This is a genomic window from Salmonella sp. 3C (assembly GCF_025426275.1).
Classification (GTDB): Bacteria; Pseudomonadota; Gammaproteobacteria; order Enterobacterales; family Enterobacteriaceae; genus Salmonella; species Salmonella enterica.
Window position 1 is genome coordinate 659720 of sequence record NZ_CP104858.1, and the last position, 14796, is coordinate 674515.

Below are 14796 nucleotides of genomic sequence, written 5' to 3' on the forward strand. Positions count from 1 at the left end.
AACGGTTACCGTATCACCTGTCGAAGCTGCCATGCGACCTGTTTCGCCATGCCAGCGGAAGTAATATTGGTAAACGACAGTAGAATGCCCCCCTTTCCTGACGAAACCACTCGCCAACGGCTTAGCGCCTGTACCGCCAGTCCGGCCTGATTCGCTTTTGCTACCTGCGCTTTATCATCACCTTCAACTTCAATAACCAATTGAATACCGCCTTTCTGTAATGTCACGACAAATCCCTGTTCTGCCAGCGCCTCTTCAATCCATAACCGTCGCTGAGCATAATGTTGGCGCATCTTTTTCAGATGCCGCCAGAAATGGCCATCACGGATAAAATCAGCCAGCGTGTGCTGCCATAACAACGGTACGCTACAGGGCATCAGCGACGCCTGCTGGCGGAAATGCTCAATCTGCTTTATCGGCACCACCAGCCAGGCGGTACGTAATGCCGGAAAGAGCGACTTACTGAACGTTCCGGCGTAAATCACTCGCTGCGGGGCATCCAGACTCTTGAGCGGCGGAAGCGGTTTACCGTGATAACGAAATTCGCTGTCGTAGTCATCTTCAATAATCCAGGCCTGCACATTCGCCGCCCATGCCAGAAGTTGCCGTCGGCGAGTTAACGACAGCGCTACCCCCAACGGACTTTGGTGGGCGGGCGTCACCAATGCAAAGCGCCCCTGCGGGCAATCCCGCATCCCCGCCGCGACATTCAGCCCATCCGCATCGACCGGAATCGGCGCCAGCGTAATCCCCTCCTGCGTTATCACCGGGCGAATTAACGGAAAACCGGGATCTTCCACCCACATGCTGTCTCCCGGCACAGACAATGTACGCAGGATTAGCCGCATAGAATCCGCATATCCGGAGGTAATAAATACCTGTTCCGGCAGGCATTCAATGCTACGCGAAACCCGCAGGTAATCGACTATCGCCTGGCGCAAAATCACCTCGCCGCAGACGTCGCCTAATGCCAGATCGAAGCGCGTCTGCGTGCGCAACCGACGTCCCATCACTCGCGCCCACTTCTCGCGTGGAAAGAGATCCAGCGCCGGTAACCCCATCTGAAAGGGTTTCGGTTCCGGACTTTCTCCGGCAAAAACAGCGGGTATCGGCGGCGCCGTCTCAAACCGTAGAGCGTTGCTCACAAACGTGCCTGCCTGGCCACGTCGCTCCAGCCAGCCCTGCGCCACCAGCTCGCCATAGGCATTTTCCACCGTGGCGCGAGAAACGCCCAGTTCCTGCGCCCACGTCCGACTGGAAGGCAAACGCGTTCCGGGCGCGAGTTCTCCTTGCTCAATGGCCGTTTTTAACTGACGAGCAATGTGCTGATAGCGCGGCATATGGTCTGCTTTTTCTGTAAAAATATGGCTCTCTTTTACAGACCATTATAGTGCTACAGTGCTCGTCATCAACACGAGGAGAAACATGATGACAACGTTACGCCAACCCTATTATGAACTGAGCCCGGAGGTTTATAGCGCTCTGGTGCAGGCGAAAAACGCGCTGGAAAAGAGCACGCTTGACCTCACTCTGATGGAGCTGATTTACCTGCGTGTTTCGCAAATAAATGGTTGTGCATTTTGCCTGGAGATGCACAGTAAAGCGCTGCGTAAGGCTGGCGTGAATCAAGCTAAATTAGATGCGCTGGCAGGATGGCGGGTAAGTCACCATTTCAGCGAGCAAGAGTGCGCGGCGTTAGCCTGGGCGGAATCGGTGACGCACATTGCTGAAACCCACGCTGAAGATAATGTTTACCTGCCGCTGCTCGATCATTTCAGCGCGCGTGAAATCAGCGATCTGACCTTCGCTATTGGTTTAATGAACTGCTTTAACCGTCTGGCGATCGGTATGCGAATGTGACGCATTGTTGCCGGATGGCGCTGATGTCAGCCAACTCTGTTATGCGTCAACCTGCAGGCCGGAGCGGGCGTTCACGCCGCCATCCGGCAAAAATTAGCCATGCCGCCCCTACCCCGCTGCGTTCATCAGCGACGTTAAAATCAATCGAAAATTCCCATATCTTGTATGGTTGAATCTTAATTCAACTACATCTAGTATTTCCTGTATCAACACCCGACGATCCGACGCGTTTCATCGCGCCGTTTTCTCATTTTAAATGGAAATACGAATCATGAGCATTACTATTTACACTCGCAATAACTGTGTTCAGTGCCACGCCACAAAGCGGGCGATGGAAAGCCGTGGATTTGAATTTGAGATGGTGAACGTCGATCTGGTGCCGGATGCAGCGGATACGCTCCGGGCGCAAGGATTTCGTCAATTACCGGTGGTGATGGCAGGCGATGTGAGCTGGTCTGGCTTCCGCCCGGACATGATTAACCGTCTGCACCCGACACCCCACGCGGCAAACGCATGAGCGCGCTCGTCTACTTCTCCAGCAGCTCTGAAAATACGCACCGCTTTATGCAGCGTCTGGGGCTGCCTGCCACGCGTATTCCGCTCAATGAGCGGGAGCGAATTCGGGTAGACGAACCGTACATTCTGGTTGTGCCGTCATACGGCGGCGGCGGGATGGCCGGTGCGGTGCCGCGACAGGTGATCCGCTTTTTAAATGATGAACACAACCGGTCGCGCATTCGCGGCGTCATTGCCTCCGGTAATCGCAATTTCGGCGATGCCTGGGGATGCGCTGGCGATGTGATAGCACAAAAATGCGGCGTACCCTGGCTGTACCGCTTTGAGCTCATGGGCACACAACGCGACATCGATAACGTCCGAAAAGGAGTAAATGAATTTTGGCAACAACTATCCCGGAGCGCGTAATGCAGGAAACCATGGATTACCACGCCCTGAACGCGATGCTGAATCTTTACGATAAAGCAGGCCATATTCAGTTCGACAAGGACCAGCAGGCGATCGACGCCTTCTTTGCCACCCACGTCCGCCCGCATTCCGTGACGTTTGCCAGCCAGCATGAACGTCTGGAGACGCTGGTTCGGGAAGGGTATTACGATGACGCTGTCCTCGCGCGTTACGACCGCGCCTTCGTCCTCCGCCTGTTCGAGCACGCCCACGCCAGCGGCTTTCGCTTCCAGACGTTTCTTGGCGCCTGGAAGTTCTATACCAGTTACACGCTGAAAACCTTCGACGGCAAACGTTATCTGGAACACTTTGAAGATCGGGTGACAATGGTGGCGTTGACGCTGGCGCAGGGTGACGAAACGCTGGCCACCCAACTGACCGATGAAATGCTTTCTGGTCGCTTTCAGCCCGCCACCCCGACTTTTTTAAATTGCGGTAAACAGCAGCGTGGGGAACTGGTCTCCTGCTTCCTGCTCCGTATCGAAGACAACATGGAGTCGATCGGGCGGGCGGTGAATTCGGCGCTGCAACTCTCCAAACGCGGCGGCGGCGTCGCGTTTTTACTCTCCAATCTGCGCGAGGCGGGCGCGCCGATCAAACGCATTGAGAATCAGTCTTCCGGCGTGATCCCGGTGATGAAAATGCTGGAAGACGCGTTTTCGTATGCCAACCAGCTTGGCGCGCGCCAGGGGGCCGGCGCGGTTTATCTCCATGCGCACCACCCGGATATTCTGCGTTTTCTGGATACCAAACGGGAAAACGCTGACGAAAAAATCCGGATCAAAACGCTCTCTCTCGGCGTGGTGATCCCGGACATCACCTTCCGGCTGGCGAAAGAAAACGCGCAAATGGCGCTCTTTTCGCCCTATGACGTACAACGACGCTACGGCAAACCGTTTGGCGATATCGCCATTAGCGAACGGTACGATGAATTAATTGCCGATCCGCACGTGCGTAAAACCTATATTAACGCCCGTGACTTTTTTCAAACACTGGCGGAGATTCAGTTCGAATCCGGGTATCCCTACATCATGTTTGAAGATACGGTAAACCGCGCGAATCCCATTGCTGGGCGCATTAATATGAGCAACCTGTGCTCGGAAATTTTACAGGTCAATAGCGCCTCCCGTTACGACGATAACCTTGACTATACCCACATCGGGCATGACATTTCCTGCAATCTCGGCTCGCTGAATATCGCTCACGTCATGGATTCACCGGACATTGGTCGTACCGTAGAAACCGCTATTCGCGGCCTGACGGCGGTGTCGGACATGAGCCATATACGCAGCGTACCCTCAATAGCCGCCGGTAATGCCGCCTCTCATGCCATCGGTCTGGGCCAGATGAATCTGCATGGCTATCTGGCGAGAGAAGGCATTGCCTACGGTTCGCCGGAGGCGTTGGATTTCACCAATCTCTATTTTTACACCATTACCTGGCATGCCGTGCATACTTCAATGCGGCTGGCCCGCGAACGCGGCAAAACCTTCGCCGGATTTGCGCAGTCGCGCTATGCCAGCGGCGACTATTTTACGCAGTATTTACAGGACGACTGGCAACCGAAAACGGCGAAAGTCAGAACGCTATTTGCCCGCAGCGGCATTACGCTGCCCACACGAGAAATGTGGCTAAAGCTGCGCGACGATGTGATGCGCTATGGCATCTATAACCAAAATTTGCAGGCGGTGCCGCCGACCGGTTCGATTTCTTACATTAATCATGCGACCTCCAGCATTCATCCGATTGTGGCCAAAATTGAGATTCGCAAAGAGGGCAAAACCGGGCGTGTGTATTACCCCGCGCCGTTTATGACCAATGAAAATCTGGACATGTATCAGGATGCTTACGATATCGGTCCGGAAAAAATTATTGATACCTATGCCGAGGCCACGCGCCACGTCGATCAAGGACTGTCGCTCACCCTGTTTTTCCCCGATACCGCCACGACCCGCGATATCAACAAAGCGCAGATCTATGCCTGGCGAAAAGGTATTAAGTCACTGTATTACATCCGGCTTCGCCAGTTGGCGCTGGAAGGTACTGAAATTGAAGACTGCGTATCCTGCGCGCTATAAGGAAAGCCATATGAAATTATCTCGTATTAGCGCCATCAACTGGAACAAGATCCAGGACGACAAAGATCTGGAGGTATGGAACCGGCTGACCAGTAACTTCTGGCTGCCGGAAAAAGTGCCGTTATCGAATGATATTCCGGCCTGGCAGACGCTGAGCGCCGCCGAACAGCAGCTCACCATTCGCGTGTTTACGGGACTTACGCTGCTCGACACTATCCAGAACATCGCAGGCGCGCCGTCGTTAATGGCAGATGCCATCACGCCGCATGAAGAGGCAGTGCTGTCGAACATCAGCTTTATGGAAGCGGTACACGCCCGCTCTTACAGTTCTATTTTTTCCACGCTGTGCCAGACGAAAGAGGTTGATGTCGCCTACGCCTGGAGCGAAGAAAACCCGCCGCTTCAGCGTAAGGCGCAGATTATTTTGGCTCATTACGTCAGCGATGAACCGCTAAAGAAAAAGATTGCCAGCGTCTTTTTAGAGTCTTTTCTGTTCTATTCCGGCTTCTGGCTGCCGATGTATTTCTCCAGCCGCGGTAAGCTCACGAACACTGCCGACCTGATTCGTTTAATCATTCGCGATGAAGCGGTTCACGGTTATTATATTGGTTATAAGTATCAGATAGCGCTACAAAAACTATCGGCAATCGAGCGTGAAGAGTTAAAGCTTTTCGCGCTGGATTTGTTGATGGAACTGTACGACAACGAAATCTGCTACACAGAAGCGTTATATGCGGAAACCGGCTGGGTTAACGACGTCAAAGCCTTCTTGTGCTACAACGCCAATAAAGCCTTAATGAACCTGGGTTATGAGGCGTTATTTCCGCCAGAGATGGCTGACGTGAATCCCGCAATCCTTGCCGCGCTCTCGCCGAATGCCGACGAAAATCATGATTTCTTTTCCGGATCAGGTTCATCTTATGTGATGGGGAAAACAGTCGAAACCGAAGACGAAGACTGGAATTTTTAACCTTGCGGGCATGGGAAATAACGTTACATTTTCCATGCCTTTATTTCAAGCAATACCGGGTTAAATCGCGCAAATATTACAACATGTCCTACACTCAATACGAGTGACATTATTCACCTGGATTCCTCCAATTCAGGTGGATTTTTGCTGGTTGTTCCAAAAAATATCTCTTCCTCCCCATTCGCGTTCAGCCCTTATATCATGGGAAATCACAGCCGATAGCACCTCGCAATATTCATGCCAGAAGCAAATTCAGGGTTGTCTCAGATTCTGAGTATGTTAGGGTAGAAAAAGGTAACTATTTCTATCAGGTAACATATCGACATAAGTAAATAACAGGAATCATTCTATTGCATGGCAATTAAATTAGAAGTGAAGAATCTGTATAAAATATTTGGAGAGCATCCGCAGCGTGCCTTCAAATATATTGAAAAGGGACTATCGAAAGAGCAAATACTGGAAAAAACGGGGCTATCGCTTGGCGTTAAAGACGCCAGTCTGGCCATTGAAGAAGGCGAGATATTTGTCATCATGGGATTATCCGGCTCGGGTAAATCCACAATGGTACGCCTTCTCAATCGCCTGATTGAACCCACCCGCGGACAGGTACTGATTGACGGCGTTGATATTGCCAAAATATCAGACGCTGAGCTTCGCGAGGTGCGCAGGAAAAAGATTGCGATGGTCTTCCAGTCATTTGCGCTCATGCCGCATATGACCGTGCTGGATAATACGGCATTCGGTATGGAATTAGCGGGCATCGCGGCGCAAGAGCGTCGCGAAAAAGCGCTGGACGCCTTGCGTCAGGTGGGGCTTGAAAATTACGCTCATGCCTATCCGGATGAACTTTCCGGTGGGATGCGTCAGCGTGTTGGACTTGCCCGCGCGCTGGCAATCAACCCTGATATCTTATTAATGGACGAAGCGTTTTCCGCCCTCGATCCATTAATTCGTACCGAAATGCAGGATGAACTGGTGAAATTACAGGCGAAACATCAGCGCACCATTGTCTTTATTTCCCACGATCTTGATGAGGCTATGCGTATTGGCGACAGGATTGCCATTATGCAAAATGGCGAGGTCGTACAGGTTGGTACGCCGGATGAGATCCTGAATAATCCGGCAAATGATTATGTCCGCACGTTCTTCCGTGGCGTGGATATTAGTCAGGTCTTTAGCGCCAAAGATATTGCCCGTCGCAGTCCGGTCGGCTTAATTCGTAAAACGCCAGGTTTCGGTCCCCGTTCGGCACTGAAATTATTACAGGACGAAGACCGTGAATATGGTTACGTCATTGAGCGTGGCAATAAATTCGTGGGCGTCGTGTCCATCGACTCATTAAAAGCGGCATTAAGCCAGGCGCAAGGGATTGAAGCGGCGCTTATCGACGACCCTTTAGTTGTTGATGCGCAAACCCCACTCAGCGAGTTGCTCTCTCACGTCGGCCAGGCGCCCTGCGCGGTGCCGGTTGTCGATGAAGAACACCAGTATGTTGGCATTATTTCAAAACGTATGTTGCTACAGGCTTTAGATCGCGAGGGGGGTAACAATGGCTGATCAAACGAATCCGTGGGATACCGCACAGGTGGCCGATACTACGACGCAAACGGCTGATGCCTGGGGAACACCGGCAGGCGTAGCCACGGACGGCGGTAGTACCGACTGGTTGAACAGCGCGCCCGCGCCAGCCCCTGAACACTTTTCTCTTCTGGACCCGTTCCATAAGACGCTGATCCCGCTGGATAGCTGGGTCACAGAGGGAATCGACTGGGTCGTCACCCATTTCCGTCCCCTTTTTCAGGGGATTCGTGTGCCGGTGGATTACATCCTCAACGGCTTTCAGCAACTGCTGCTGGGAATGCCCGCCCCTGTGGCGATTATTCTCTTTGCGCTGATTGCCTGGCAGGTTTCCGGCGTGGGCATGGGGATCGCGACGCTGATATCGCTGATCGCGATCGGCGCGATCGGTGCCTGGTCGCAGGCGATGATTACCCTGGCGCTGGTGTTGACCGCCCTGTTGTTCTGCGTCGTGATCGGATTACCGATGGGAATCTGGCTGGCGCGCAGCCCGCGTGCGGCCAAAATAGTTCGTCCGCTGCTGGATGCGATGCAGACCACGCCCGCGTTTGTCTATCTGGTGCCGATTGTCATGTTATTCGGCATCGGTAACGTGCCGGGCGTGGTGGTGACGATTATTTTTGCTCTACCGCCGATTGTACGCCTGACGATCTTGGGCATTAACCAGGTGCCTGCCGACTTAATTGAAGCGTCGCGCTCGTTCGGCGCCAGCCCGCGCCAAATGTTGTTCAAAGTGCAACTACCGCTGGCGATGCCCACCATTATGGCAGGCGTTAATCAGACGCTGATGCTGGCTCTCTCGATGGTCGTCATCGCCTCGATGATTGCGGTCGGCGGACTTGGCCAGATGGTACTACGCGGCATTGGTCGTCTTGATATGGGGCTGGCAACCGTCGGCGGCGTCGGCATTGTGATTCTCGCCATCATTCTGGACCGTCTGACGCAGGCCGTCGGGCGCGACTCGCGTAGCCGCGGTAACCGTCGCTGGTATACCACCGGTCCTGTTGGGCTAATCACCCGCCCTTTCGTTAAGTAACTCTCCTGACGCCCGGTGACATTGCGCTTACCGGGCTTACAACTCCCTACCATAATTAAAGGAACAACGATGCGACATACCGTGATATTTGCCTCAGCGTTTGCCACCCTTGTCACCGCCAGCGCTTTCGCTGCCGACCTGCCTGGCAAAGGCATTACCGTCCAACCTATCCAAAGCACGATTTCTGAAGAGACCTTCCAGACGTTACTGGTCAGTCGGGCGCTGGAAAAGTTGGGTTATACCGTAAATAAGCCGAGTGAAGTCGATTACAACGTAGGCTATACCTCCATCGCCTCTGGCGATGCGACGTTTACCGCCGTGAACTGGCAGCCGCTGCATGATGATATGTATGCCGCAGCAGGCGGAGACAACAAGTTTTACCGCGAGGGCGTCTTCGTCTCCGGCGCTGCGCAGGGCTATCTGATCGATAAAAAAACCGCCGAGCAGTACAACATCACCAATATCGCTCAGCTAAAAGATCCGAAAATCGCCAAAATCTTCGATACCAATGGCGACGGAAAAGCGGACATGATGGGCTGCTCGCCGGGCTGGGGCTGCGAAGCCGTGATCAATCATCAGAATAAAGCGTTTGATCTGCAAAAAACCGTTGAGGTCAGCCACGGTAACTATGCGGCGATGATGGCTGATACCATTACCCTTTTTAAAGAAGGCAAGCCGGTGCTGTATTACACCTGGACCCCGTACTGGGTGAGCGACGTAATGAAGCCGGGTAAAGATGTCGTCTGGCTACAGGTGCCGTTCTCCTCCCTGCCGGGCGAACAGAAAAATATTGATACTAAACTGCCGAACGGCGCGAACTATGGGTTCCCGGTCAATACTATGCATATTGTCGCCAATAAGGCATGGGCGGAGAAAAACCCGGCGGCGGCGAAACTGTTCGCCATCATGAAGCTGCCGCTGGCGGATATCAACGCGCAGAACGCCATGATGCATGCCGGTAAATCGTCTGAAGCCGATGTTCAGGGCCACGTAGACGGCTGGATCAACGCCCACCAGCAGCAGTTTGACGGCTGGGTGAAAGAAGCGCTGGCCGCGCAGAAATAAGATCGTTTTTTATGCCGGATAAGGCGCAGTTCATGCGCCGCTATCCGGCCTATTCAATCTCTCCTCAAAGCGCACGATTCATCACGTCACTGTTCCCCTTTATTCATCAACATCCGCTATGATTGTTTTCCCAGGAAATAATTATCTAAATCACGATTACCATAATGACGAAACCCACTCATGGGCTTAGCCCGGCGCTGATCGTTTTAATGTCTGTGGCCACGGGTCTGGCGGTCGCCAGCAACTACTATGCCCAGCCGCTGCTTGATACCATCGCGCATCACTTTTCGCTTTCCGCCAGCTCCGCAGGGGTTATCGTTACCGCCGCGCAGTTGGGCTATGCCGCTGGCCTGTTGTTTCTGGTGCCGCTCGGCGACATGTTTGAACGCCGAACGCTGATTGTCTCCATGACGTTGCTGGCGGCTGGCGGAATGCTGATCACCGCCAGCAGTCAGTCGCTTAGCATGATGATACTCGGAACGGCCTTAACCGGACTGTTCTCCGTGGTGGCGCAGATTCTGGTTCCGCTGGCCGCCACACTTGCGACGCCCGCCACCCGCGGTAAAGTGGTCGGCACCATTATGAGCGGCCTGTTGCTGGGGATCCTGCTGGCGCGAACGGTCGCCGGACTGCTGGCAAACCTCGGCGGTTGGCGCACCGTATTTTGGGTAGCGTCGGCGCTGATGGCGCTGATGGCCGTCGCGTTATGGCGCGGACTGCCAAAGCTCAAATCCGACACCCATCTTAACTACCCGCAACTGTTGGGTTCTGTATTCAGCCTGTTTATTCACGATAAGCTGCTGCGTACCCGCGCACTGCTGGGCTGTCTGACCTTTGCTAATTTCAGCATCCTCTGGACATCAATGGCCTTTTTGCTCGCCGCGCCGCCGTTTAGCTACTCCGAGGGGATGATTGGCCTGTTTGGCCTGGCGGGGGCCGCCGGCGCTTTAGGCGCGCGTCCGGCTGGCGGATTTGCCGATAAAGGTAAATCTCACCTCACCACCACGTTCGGCTTACTGCTGCTGTTACTCTCCTGGCTGGCTATCTGGCTTGGGCACACCTCGGTACTGGCGCTGATTATTGGCATTCTGGTACTGGACCTCACCGTTCAGGGGGTACATATCACCAATCAGACGGTCATCTATCGTTTGCATCCGGATGCGCGTAACCGGCTCACCGCCGGCTATATGACCAGCTACTTTATCGGTGGCGCCGCGGGGTCGCTGATTTCCGCCTCCGCCTGGCAACATGCCGGCTGGGCCGGCGTTTGTCTGGCGGGTGTCACGGTAGCCTTACTTAATTTACTGGTCTGGTGGCGAGGTTTTCACCGACAGGAAGCCGTAAATTAAGCGGATAGTGAGCGTTTACCTTTGTTTAAGCTCCTTAGGGTGTTAAGGAGCTCCCCAGTCTGTTAAGGTTATGCTATTCATTTATCATGGTTATTTTTATACCGGTGAAGAATAATATAATTCTATGGAAAGCCCTGCATCCCCATCTGCTCCCAGGCCAATAGCGCCCGTTCAAGGATTCGAAGGTCGTTCACCGATAGCTATCCGTGATATTCCGGTGGCTTTTGCATCGGGTTGTAAGGCCGTTTACCCGGCTTTCGCCCCTCCCGCTTATCGTTCTCTCCTGATTTTTTCATGCAGGCACTCACGCTTTTCTCGTCATTCCTGGATTTGCCGCAGGCGGCGCTTTACCGGGCCCAATGTTCCCGCTGACGTCTCAGTCTGCGTATCATTGGTTGCTTTATAGCCTGAAAGAATGATTTTGTATTAATAATACATTTACTTTATTTGTCACTGTCGTTACTATATCGGCTGAAATTAATGAGGTCATGCCCAAATGGATAGTTCGTTTACGCCCATTGAACAAATGCTAAAATTTCGCGCCAGCCGTCACGAAGACTTTCCTTACCAGGAAATTCTTTTGACTCGTCTTTGTATGCACATGCAAGGCAAGCTCCTGGAAAAACGCAATAAAATGCTGAAGGCTCAAGGGATTAACGAGACGTTGTTTATGGCGTTGATTACGCTGGAGTCTCAGGAAAACCACAGTATTCAGCCGTCTGAATTAAGCTGCGCGCTGGGTTCATCTCGCACCAATGCGACACGCATTGCAGATGAGCTGGAAAAACGCGGCTGGATTGAGCGTCGTGAGAGCGATAACGACCGCCGTTGCCTGCATCTGCAATTAACGGAGAAAGGCCAGGCATTTTTGCAAGAAGTGCTTCCGCCTCAGCATCATTGTCTGCATCAACTCTGGTCATCACTTAGCACAGCCGAAAAAGATCAACTTGAGCACATCACTCGTAAACTCCTGACGCGTCTTGATCAAATGGAGCAGGAAGGCACTGTTCTTGAGGCGCTGCGCTAAAGCGCCGACCCGCTCAACAATCCAGATTAATAACAGGAAAGCGGACAGGCCGGCACGCATTACTGCTGGCCTTTCTGACAACAGGTCGGCTCAGCCGATGTGAATAATAAGATCGTGGAGAACAACATGAGCGCAAATGCGGAGATCCAAACCCCGCAGCAACCGGCTAAGAAGAAAGGCAAACGCAAAACAGCGCTGCTACTTCTTACCTTGCTCTTTGTTATTATTGCCGTGGCATATGGAATTTATTGGTTTTTAGTATTGCGTCATATTGAAGAGACAGATGATGCTTACGTGGCAGGGAACCAGGTTCAAATCATGGCGCAGGTGTCAGGCAGCGTGACGAAAGTCTGGGCTGATAACACCGACTTTGTAAAAGAGGGCGATGTTCTGGTCACGCTCGATCAGACTGACGCCAAACAAGCGTTTGAAAGAGCCAAAACGGCGCTGGCCTCCAGCGTGCGCCAAACGCACCAGTTGATGATTAACAGTAAGCAGTTGCAGGCGAATATCGACGTGCAAAAAACCGCCCTGGCGCAAGCGCAGAGCGACCTTAACCGTCGTGTGCCGCTGGGTAATGCCAATCTTATTGGCCGGGAAGAGCTGCAACACGCCCGCGATGCCGTCGCCAGCGCGCAGGCACAGCTGGATGTCGCCATTCAACAGTACAATGCCAACCAGGCAATGATACTCAACAGTAATCTGGAAGATCAGCCTGCGGTTCAACAAGCGGCGACCGAAGTGCGTAACGCCTGGCTGGCGCTGGAGCGTACTCGCATCGTCAGTCCAATGACCGGTTATGTCTCCCGCCGCGCCGTCCAGCCTGGCGCGCAGATCAGCCCCACCACGCCGCTGATGGCCGTGGTGCCTGCAACCGATCTGTGGGTGGACGCTAACTTTAAAGAGACCCAATTAGCGAATATGCGCATTGGGCAGCCAGTGACGATTATTACTGACATTTATGGCGACGACGTAAAATACACCGGTAAAGTCGTCGGTCTGGATATGGGGACAGGCAGCGCCTTCTCCCTGCTGCCAGCGCAAAATGCGACGGGTAACTGGATTAAAGTGGTTCAACGTCTGCCGGTACGCGTCGAACTGGACGCCCGCCAGTTAGAACAACATCCGCTGCGCATTGGTTTATCGACGCTGGTCACCGTGGATACCGCTAATCGCGACGGTCAGGTACTGGCCAGCCAGGTACGAACGACGCCGGTTGCCGAAAGTAACGCACGCGAAATTAATCTCGCGCCGGTCAATAAACTGATCGACGACATCGTACAGGCTAACGCGGGTTAATCCTGAGGTGCGTGTGATGCAACAGCAAAAACCGCTGGAAGGCGCGCAGCTCGTCATCATGACGATCGCGCTGTCGCTGGCGACATTCATGCAGGTGCTGGACTCCCCCATTGCCAACGTGGCGATTCCGACCATCGCCGGGAACCTGGGTTCTTCCCTAAGCCAGGGGACATGGGTTATCACCTCTTTCGGGGTGGCGAACGCTATCTCGATTCCCTTAACCGGCTGGCTGGCGAAACGTTTTGGCGAAGTCAAACTGTTCATGTGGTCGACGGTCGCCTTTGCCGCGGCTTCCTGGGCCTGTGGCGTATCCAGCAGTCTGAATATGCTGATCTTCTTCCGCGTGGTGCAGGGCGTGGTCGCCGGGCCGCTGATTCCGCTCTCGCAAAGCCTGTTGCTGAATAACTATCCGCCTGCAAAGCGCTCCATTGCGCTGGCGCTCTGGTCAATGACCGTCATTGTCGCGCCGATTTGCGGCCCGATTCTGGGGGGCTATATCAGTGATAATTACCACTGGGGATGGATTTTCTTCATCAACGTGCCGATTGGCATCGCCGTCGTCCTGATGACGTTACACACGCTGCGCAGACGTGAAACGCATACCGAACGGCGACGTATTGACGCCGTCGGGCTGGCGTTACTGGTGATTGGCATCGGCAGCCTGCAAATTATGCTCGATCGCGGTAAAGAGCTGGACTGGTTCTCCTCACAGGAAATTATCATCCTGACCGTGGTCGCCGTCATCGCCATCAGTTTCCTGATCGTCTGGGAACTGACCGACGATCACCCTATCGTCGATCTTTCTCTTTTTAAATCGCGTAACTTCACGATTGGCTGCTTGTGCATCAGCCTTGCCTATATGCTCTATTTCGGCGCCATTGTTCTACTGCCGCAGCTTTTGCAAGAGGTGTACGGCTATACCGCAACGTGGGCAGGTCTGGCGTCGGCGCCAGTCGGCATTATTCCGGTAATTTTGTCGCCGATTATCGGACGCTTCGCGCATAAACTGGATATGCGCAGGCTGGTCACATTCAGCTTCATTATGTACGCCGTCTGTTTTTACTGGCGCGCCTGGACGTTCGAACCGGGTATGGATTTCGGCGCTTCCGCATGGCCGCAGTTTATTCAGGGATTTGCCGTCGCCTGCTTCTTTATGCCGCTGACCACCATTACGCTCTCCGGGTTACCGCCCGAACGGCTGGCGGCGGCATCAAGCCTGTCGAACTTCACGCGAACGCTGGCGGGCTCCATTGGCACCTCGATTACCACCACTATGTGGACCGATCGTGAGTCGCTACACCATGCGCAGCTCACCGAGTCGGTTACAGCGTATAATCCAAACGCTCAGGCTATGTACGATAAACTGGAAGGCTTAGGGATGACGCACCAACAGGCGTCAGGCTGGATAGCCCAGCAAATCACGAATCAGGGGCTGATTATTTCCGCCAACGAAATCTTCTGGATGTCGGCGGGGATCTTCCTGGTGCTGCTCGGCCTGGTGTGGTTCGCCAAACCGCCCTTCGGTGCGGGCGGCGGCGGTGGCGGCGCGCACTAACTATCTGATAAAAGGG

The 14796-nt window shown here is 53.7% G+C and carries 13 protein-coding genes; 12 read left to right on the forward strand and 1 reads right to left on the reverse strand.

What is annotated here, in order from left to right:
- Positions 1-5 precede the first annotated feature (5 nt).
- Complete coding sequence (locus N7E69_RS03055; protein ID WP_001138479.1) at positions 6-1340, reverse strand: PLP-dependent aminotransferase family protein; 1335 nt, start codon at positions 1338-1340, stop codon at positions 6-8.
- An 88-nt stretch (positions 1341-1428) separates the two neighbouring features.
- On the opposite strand from N7E69_RS03055, the gene N7E69_RS03060 reads away from it, so the two are divergent.
- The 12 genes from N7E69_RS03060 (at position 1429) to emrB (ending at position 14780) form a co-directional block, all read left to right on the forward strand.
- Positions 1429-1860: a carboxymuconolactone decarboxylase family protein gene (locus N7E69_RS03060; protein ID WP_000209807.1), complete on the forward strand. Its 432-nt coding sequence runs from the start codon at positions 1429-1431 to the stop codon at positions 1858-1860.
- A gap of 271 nt (positions 1861-2131) precedes the next feature.
- Positions 2132-2377, forward strand: a complete 246-nt coding sequence (nrdH, locus tag N7E69_RS03065) for a glutaredoxin-like protein NrdH (RefSeq protein ID WP_000028874.1) — start codon at positions 2132-2134, stop codon at positions 2375-2377.
- Complete coding sequence (gene nrdI, locus N7E69_RS03070) at positions 2374-2784, forward strand: class Ib ribonucleoside-diphosphate reductase assembly flavoprotein NrdI (protein ID WP_108610918.1); 411 nt, start codon at positions 2374-2376, stop codon at positions 2782-2784. Before nrdH ends, nrdI begins: the two co-directional genes overlap by 4 nt.
- Positions 2784-4901 (forward strand): class 1b ribonucleoside-diphosphate reductase subunit alpha, encoded by a 2118-nt coding sequence (nrdE, locus tag N7E69_RS03075; protein WP_001752465.1) that lies wholly within the window; start codon positions 2784-2786, stop codon positions 4899-4901. The genes nrdI and nrdE overlap by 1 nt, the downstream gene beginning before the upstream one ends.
- Positions 4902-4911: 10 nt before the next feature.
- A complete protein-coding gene (gene nrdF / locus N7E69_RS03080) occupies positions 4912-5871 on the forward strand; it encodes a class 1b ribonucleoside-diphosphate reductase subunit beta (RefSeq protein ID WP_000777909.1) in 960 nt (319 codons plus the stop codon).
- Between the two features lie 354 nt (positions 5872-6225).
- The gene (gene proV, locus N7E69_RS03085; RefSeq protein WP_000985529.1) at positions 6226-7428 is read left to right on the forward strand and encodes a glycine betaine/L-proline ABC transporter ATP-binding protein ProV; all 1203 of its coding nucleotides are present in this window, start codon (positions 6226-6228) and stop codon (positions 7426-7428) included.
- The gene (gene proW / locus N7E69_RS03090) at positions 7421-8485 is read left to right on the forward strand and encodes a glycine betaine/L-proline ABC transporter permease ProW (RefSeq protein ID WP_000775022.1); all 1065 of its coding nucleotides are present in this window, start codon (positions 7421-7423) and stop codon (positions 8483-8485) included. Before proV ends, proW begins: the two co-directional genes overlap by 8 nt.
- A 69-nt stretch (positions 8486-8554) precedes the next feature.
- Positions 8555-9550 carry a glycine betaine/L-proline ABC transporter substrate-binding protein ProX gene (proX, locus tag N7E69_RS03095; protein ID WP_001216621.1) on the forward strand — a complete coding sequence of 332 codons (996 nt, stop codon included), beginning with the start codon at positions 8555-8557 and terminating at the stop codon, positions 9548-9550.
- A 164-nt stretch (positions 9551-9714) separates the two neighbouring features.
- Positions 9715-10899 (forward strand): MFS transporter, encoded by a 1185-nt coding sequence (locus N7E69_RS03100; protein ID WP_000165776.1) that lies wholly within the window; start codon positions 9715-9717, stop codon positions 10897-10899.
- Positions 10900-11395: 496 nt separating this feature from the next.
- Positions 11396-11926, forward strand: coding sequence for a transcriptional repressor MprA (gene mprA / locus N7E69_RS03105; protein WP_000378428.1), 531 nt, complete (start codon positions 11396-11398; stop codon positions 11924-11926).
- Positions 11927-12052: 126 nt separating this feature from the next.
- Positions 12053-13225, forward strand: a complete 1173-nt coding sequence (gene emrA, locus N7E69_RS03110) for a multidrug efflux MFS transporter periplasmic adaptor subunit EmrA (RefSeq protein WP_001275605.1) — start codon at positions 12053-12055, stop codon at positions 13223-13225.
- Positions 13226-13241: 16 nt separating this feature from the next.
- Positions 13242-14780, forward strand: a complete 1539-nt coding sequence (gene emrB / locus N7E69_RS03115) for a multidrug efflux MFS transporter permease subunit EmrB (RefSeq protein ID WP_001187291.1) — start codon at positions 13242-13244, stop codon at positions 14778-14780.
- Positions 14781-14796 lie beyond the last annotated feature (16 nt).

Coding starts and splice junctions, on each gene's coding strand:
- N7E69_RS03055 (WP_001138479.1), bottom strand. CDS start 1,340: ATGCCGCGCTATCAGCACATTGCTCGTCAGTTAAAAACGGCCATTGAG.
- N7E69_RS03060 (WP_000209807.1), top strand. CDS start 1,429: ATGACAACGTTACGCCAACCCTATTATGAACTGAGCCCGGAGGTTTAT.
- nrdH (WP_000028874.1), top strand. CDS start 2,132: ATGAGCATTACTATTTACACTCGCAATAACTGTGTTCAGTGCCACGCC.
- nrdI (WP_108610918.1), top strand. CDS start 2,374: ATGAGCGCGCTCGTCTACTTCTCCAGCAGCTCTGAAAATACGCACCGC.
- nrdE (WP_001752465.1), top strand. CDS start 2,784: ATGCAGGAAACCATGGATTACCACGCCCTGAACGCGATGCTGAATCTT.
- nrdF (WP_000777909.1), top strand. CDS start 4,912: ATGAAATTATCTCGTATTAGCGCCATCAACTGGAACAAGATCCAGGAC.
- proV (WP_000985529.1), top strand. CDS start 6,226: ATGGCAATTAAATTAGAAGTGAAGAATCTGTATAAAATATTTGGAGAG.
- proW (WP_000775022.1), top strand. CDS start 7,421: ATGGCTGATCAAACGAATCCGTGGGATACCGCACAGGTGGCCGATACT.
- proX (WP_001216621.1), top strand. CDS start 8,555: ATGCGACATACCGTGATATTTGCCTCAGCGTTTGCCACCCTTGTCACC.
- N7E69_RS03100 (WP_000165776.1), top strand. CDS start 9,715: ATGACGAAACCCACTCATGGGCTTAGCCCGGCGCTGATCGTTTTAATG.
- mprA (WP_000378428.1), top strand. CDS start 11,396: ATGGATAGTTCGTTTACGCCCATTGAACAAATGCTAAAATTTCGCGCC.
- emrA (WP_001275605.1), top strand. CDS start 12,053: ATGAGCGCAAATGCGGAGATCCAAACCCCGCAGCAACCGGCTAAGAAG.
- emrB (WP_001187291.1), top strand. CDS start 13,242: ATGCAACAGCAAAAACCGCTGGAAGGCGCGCAGCTCGTCATCATGACG.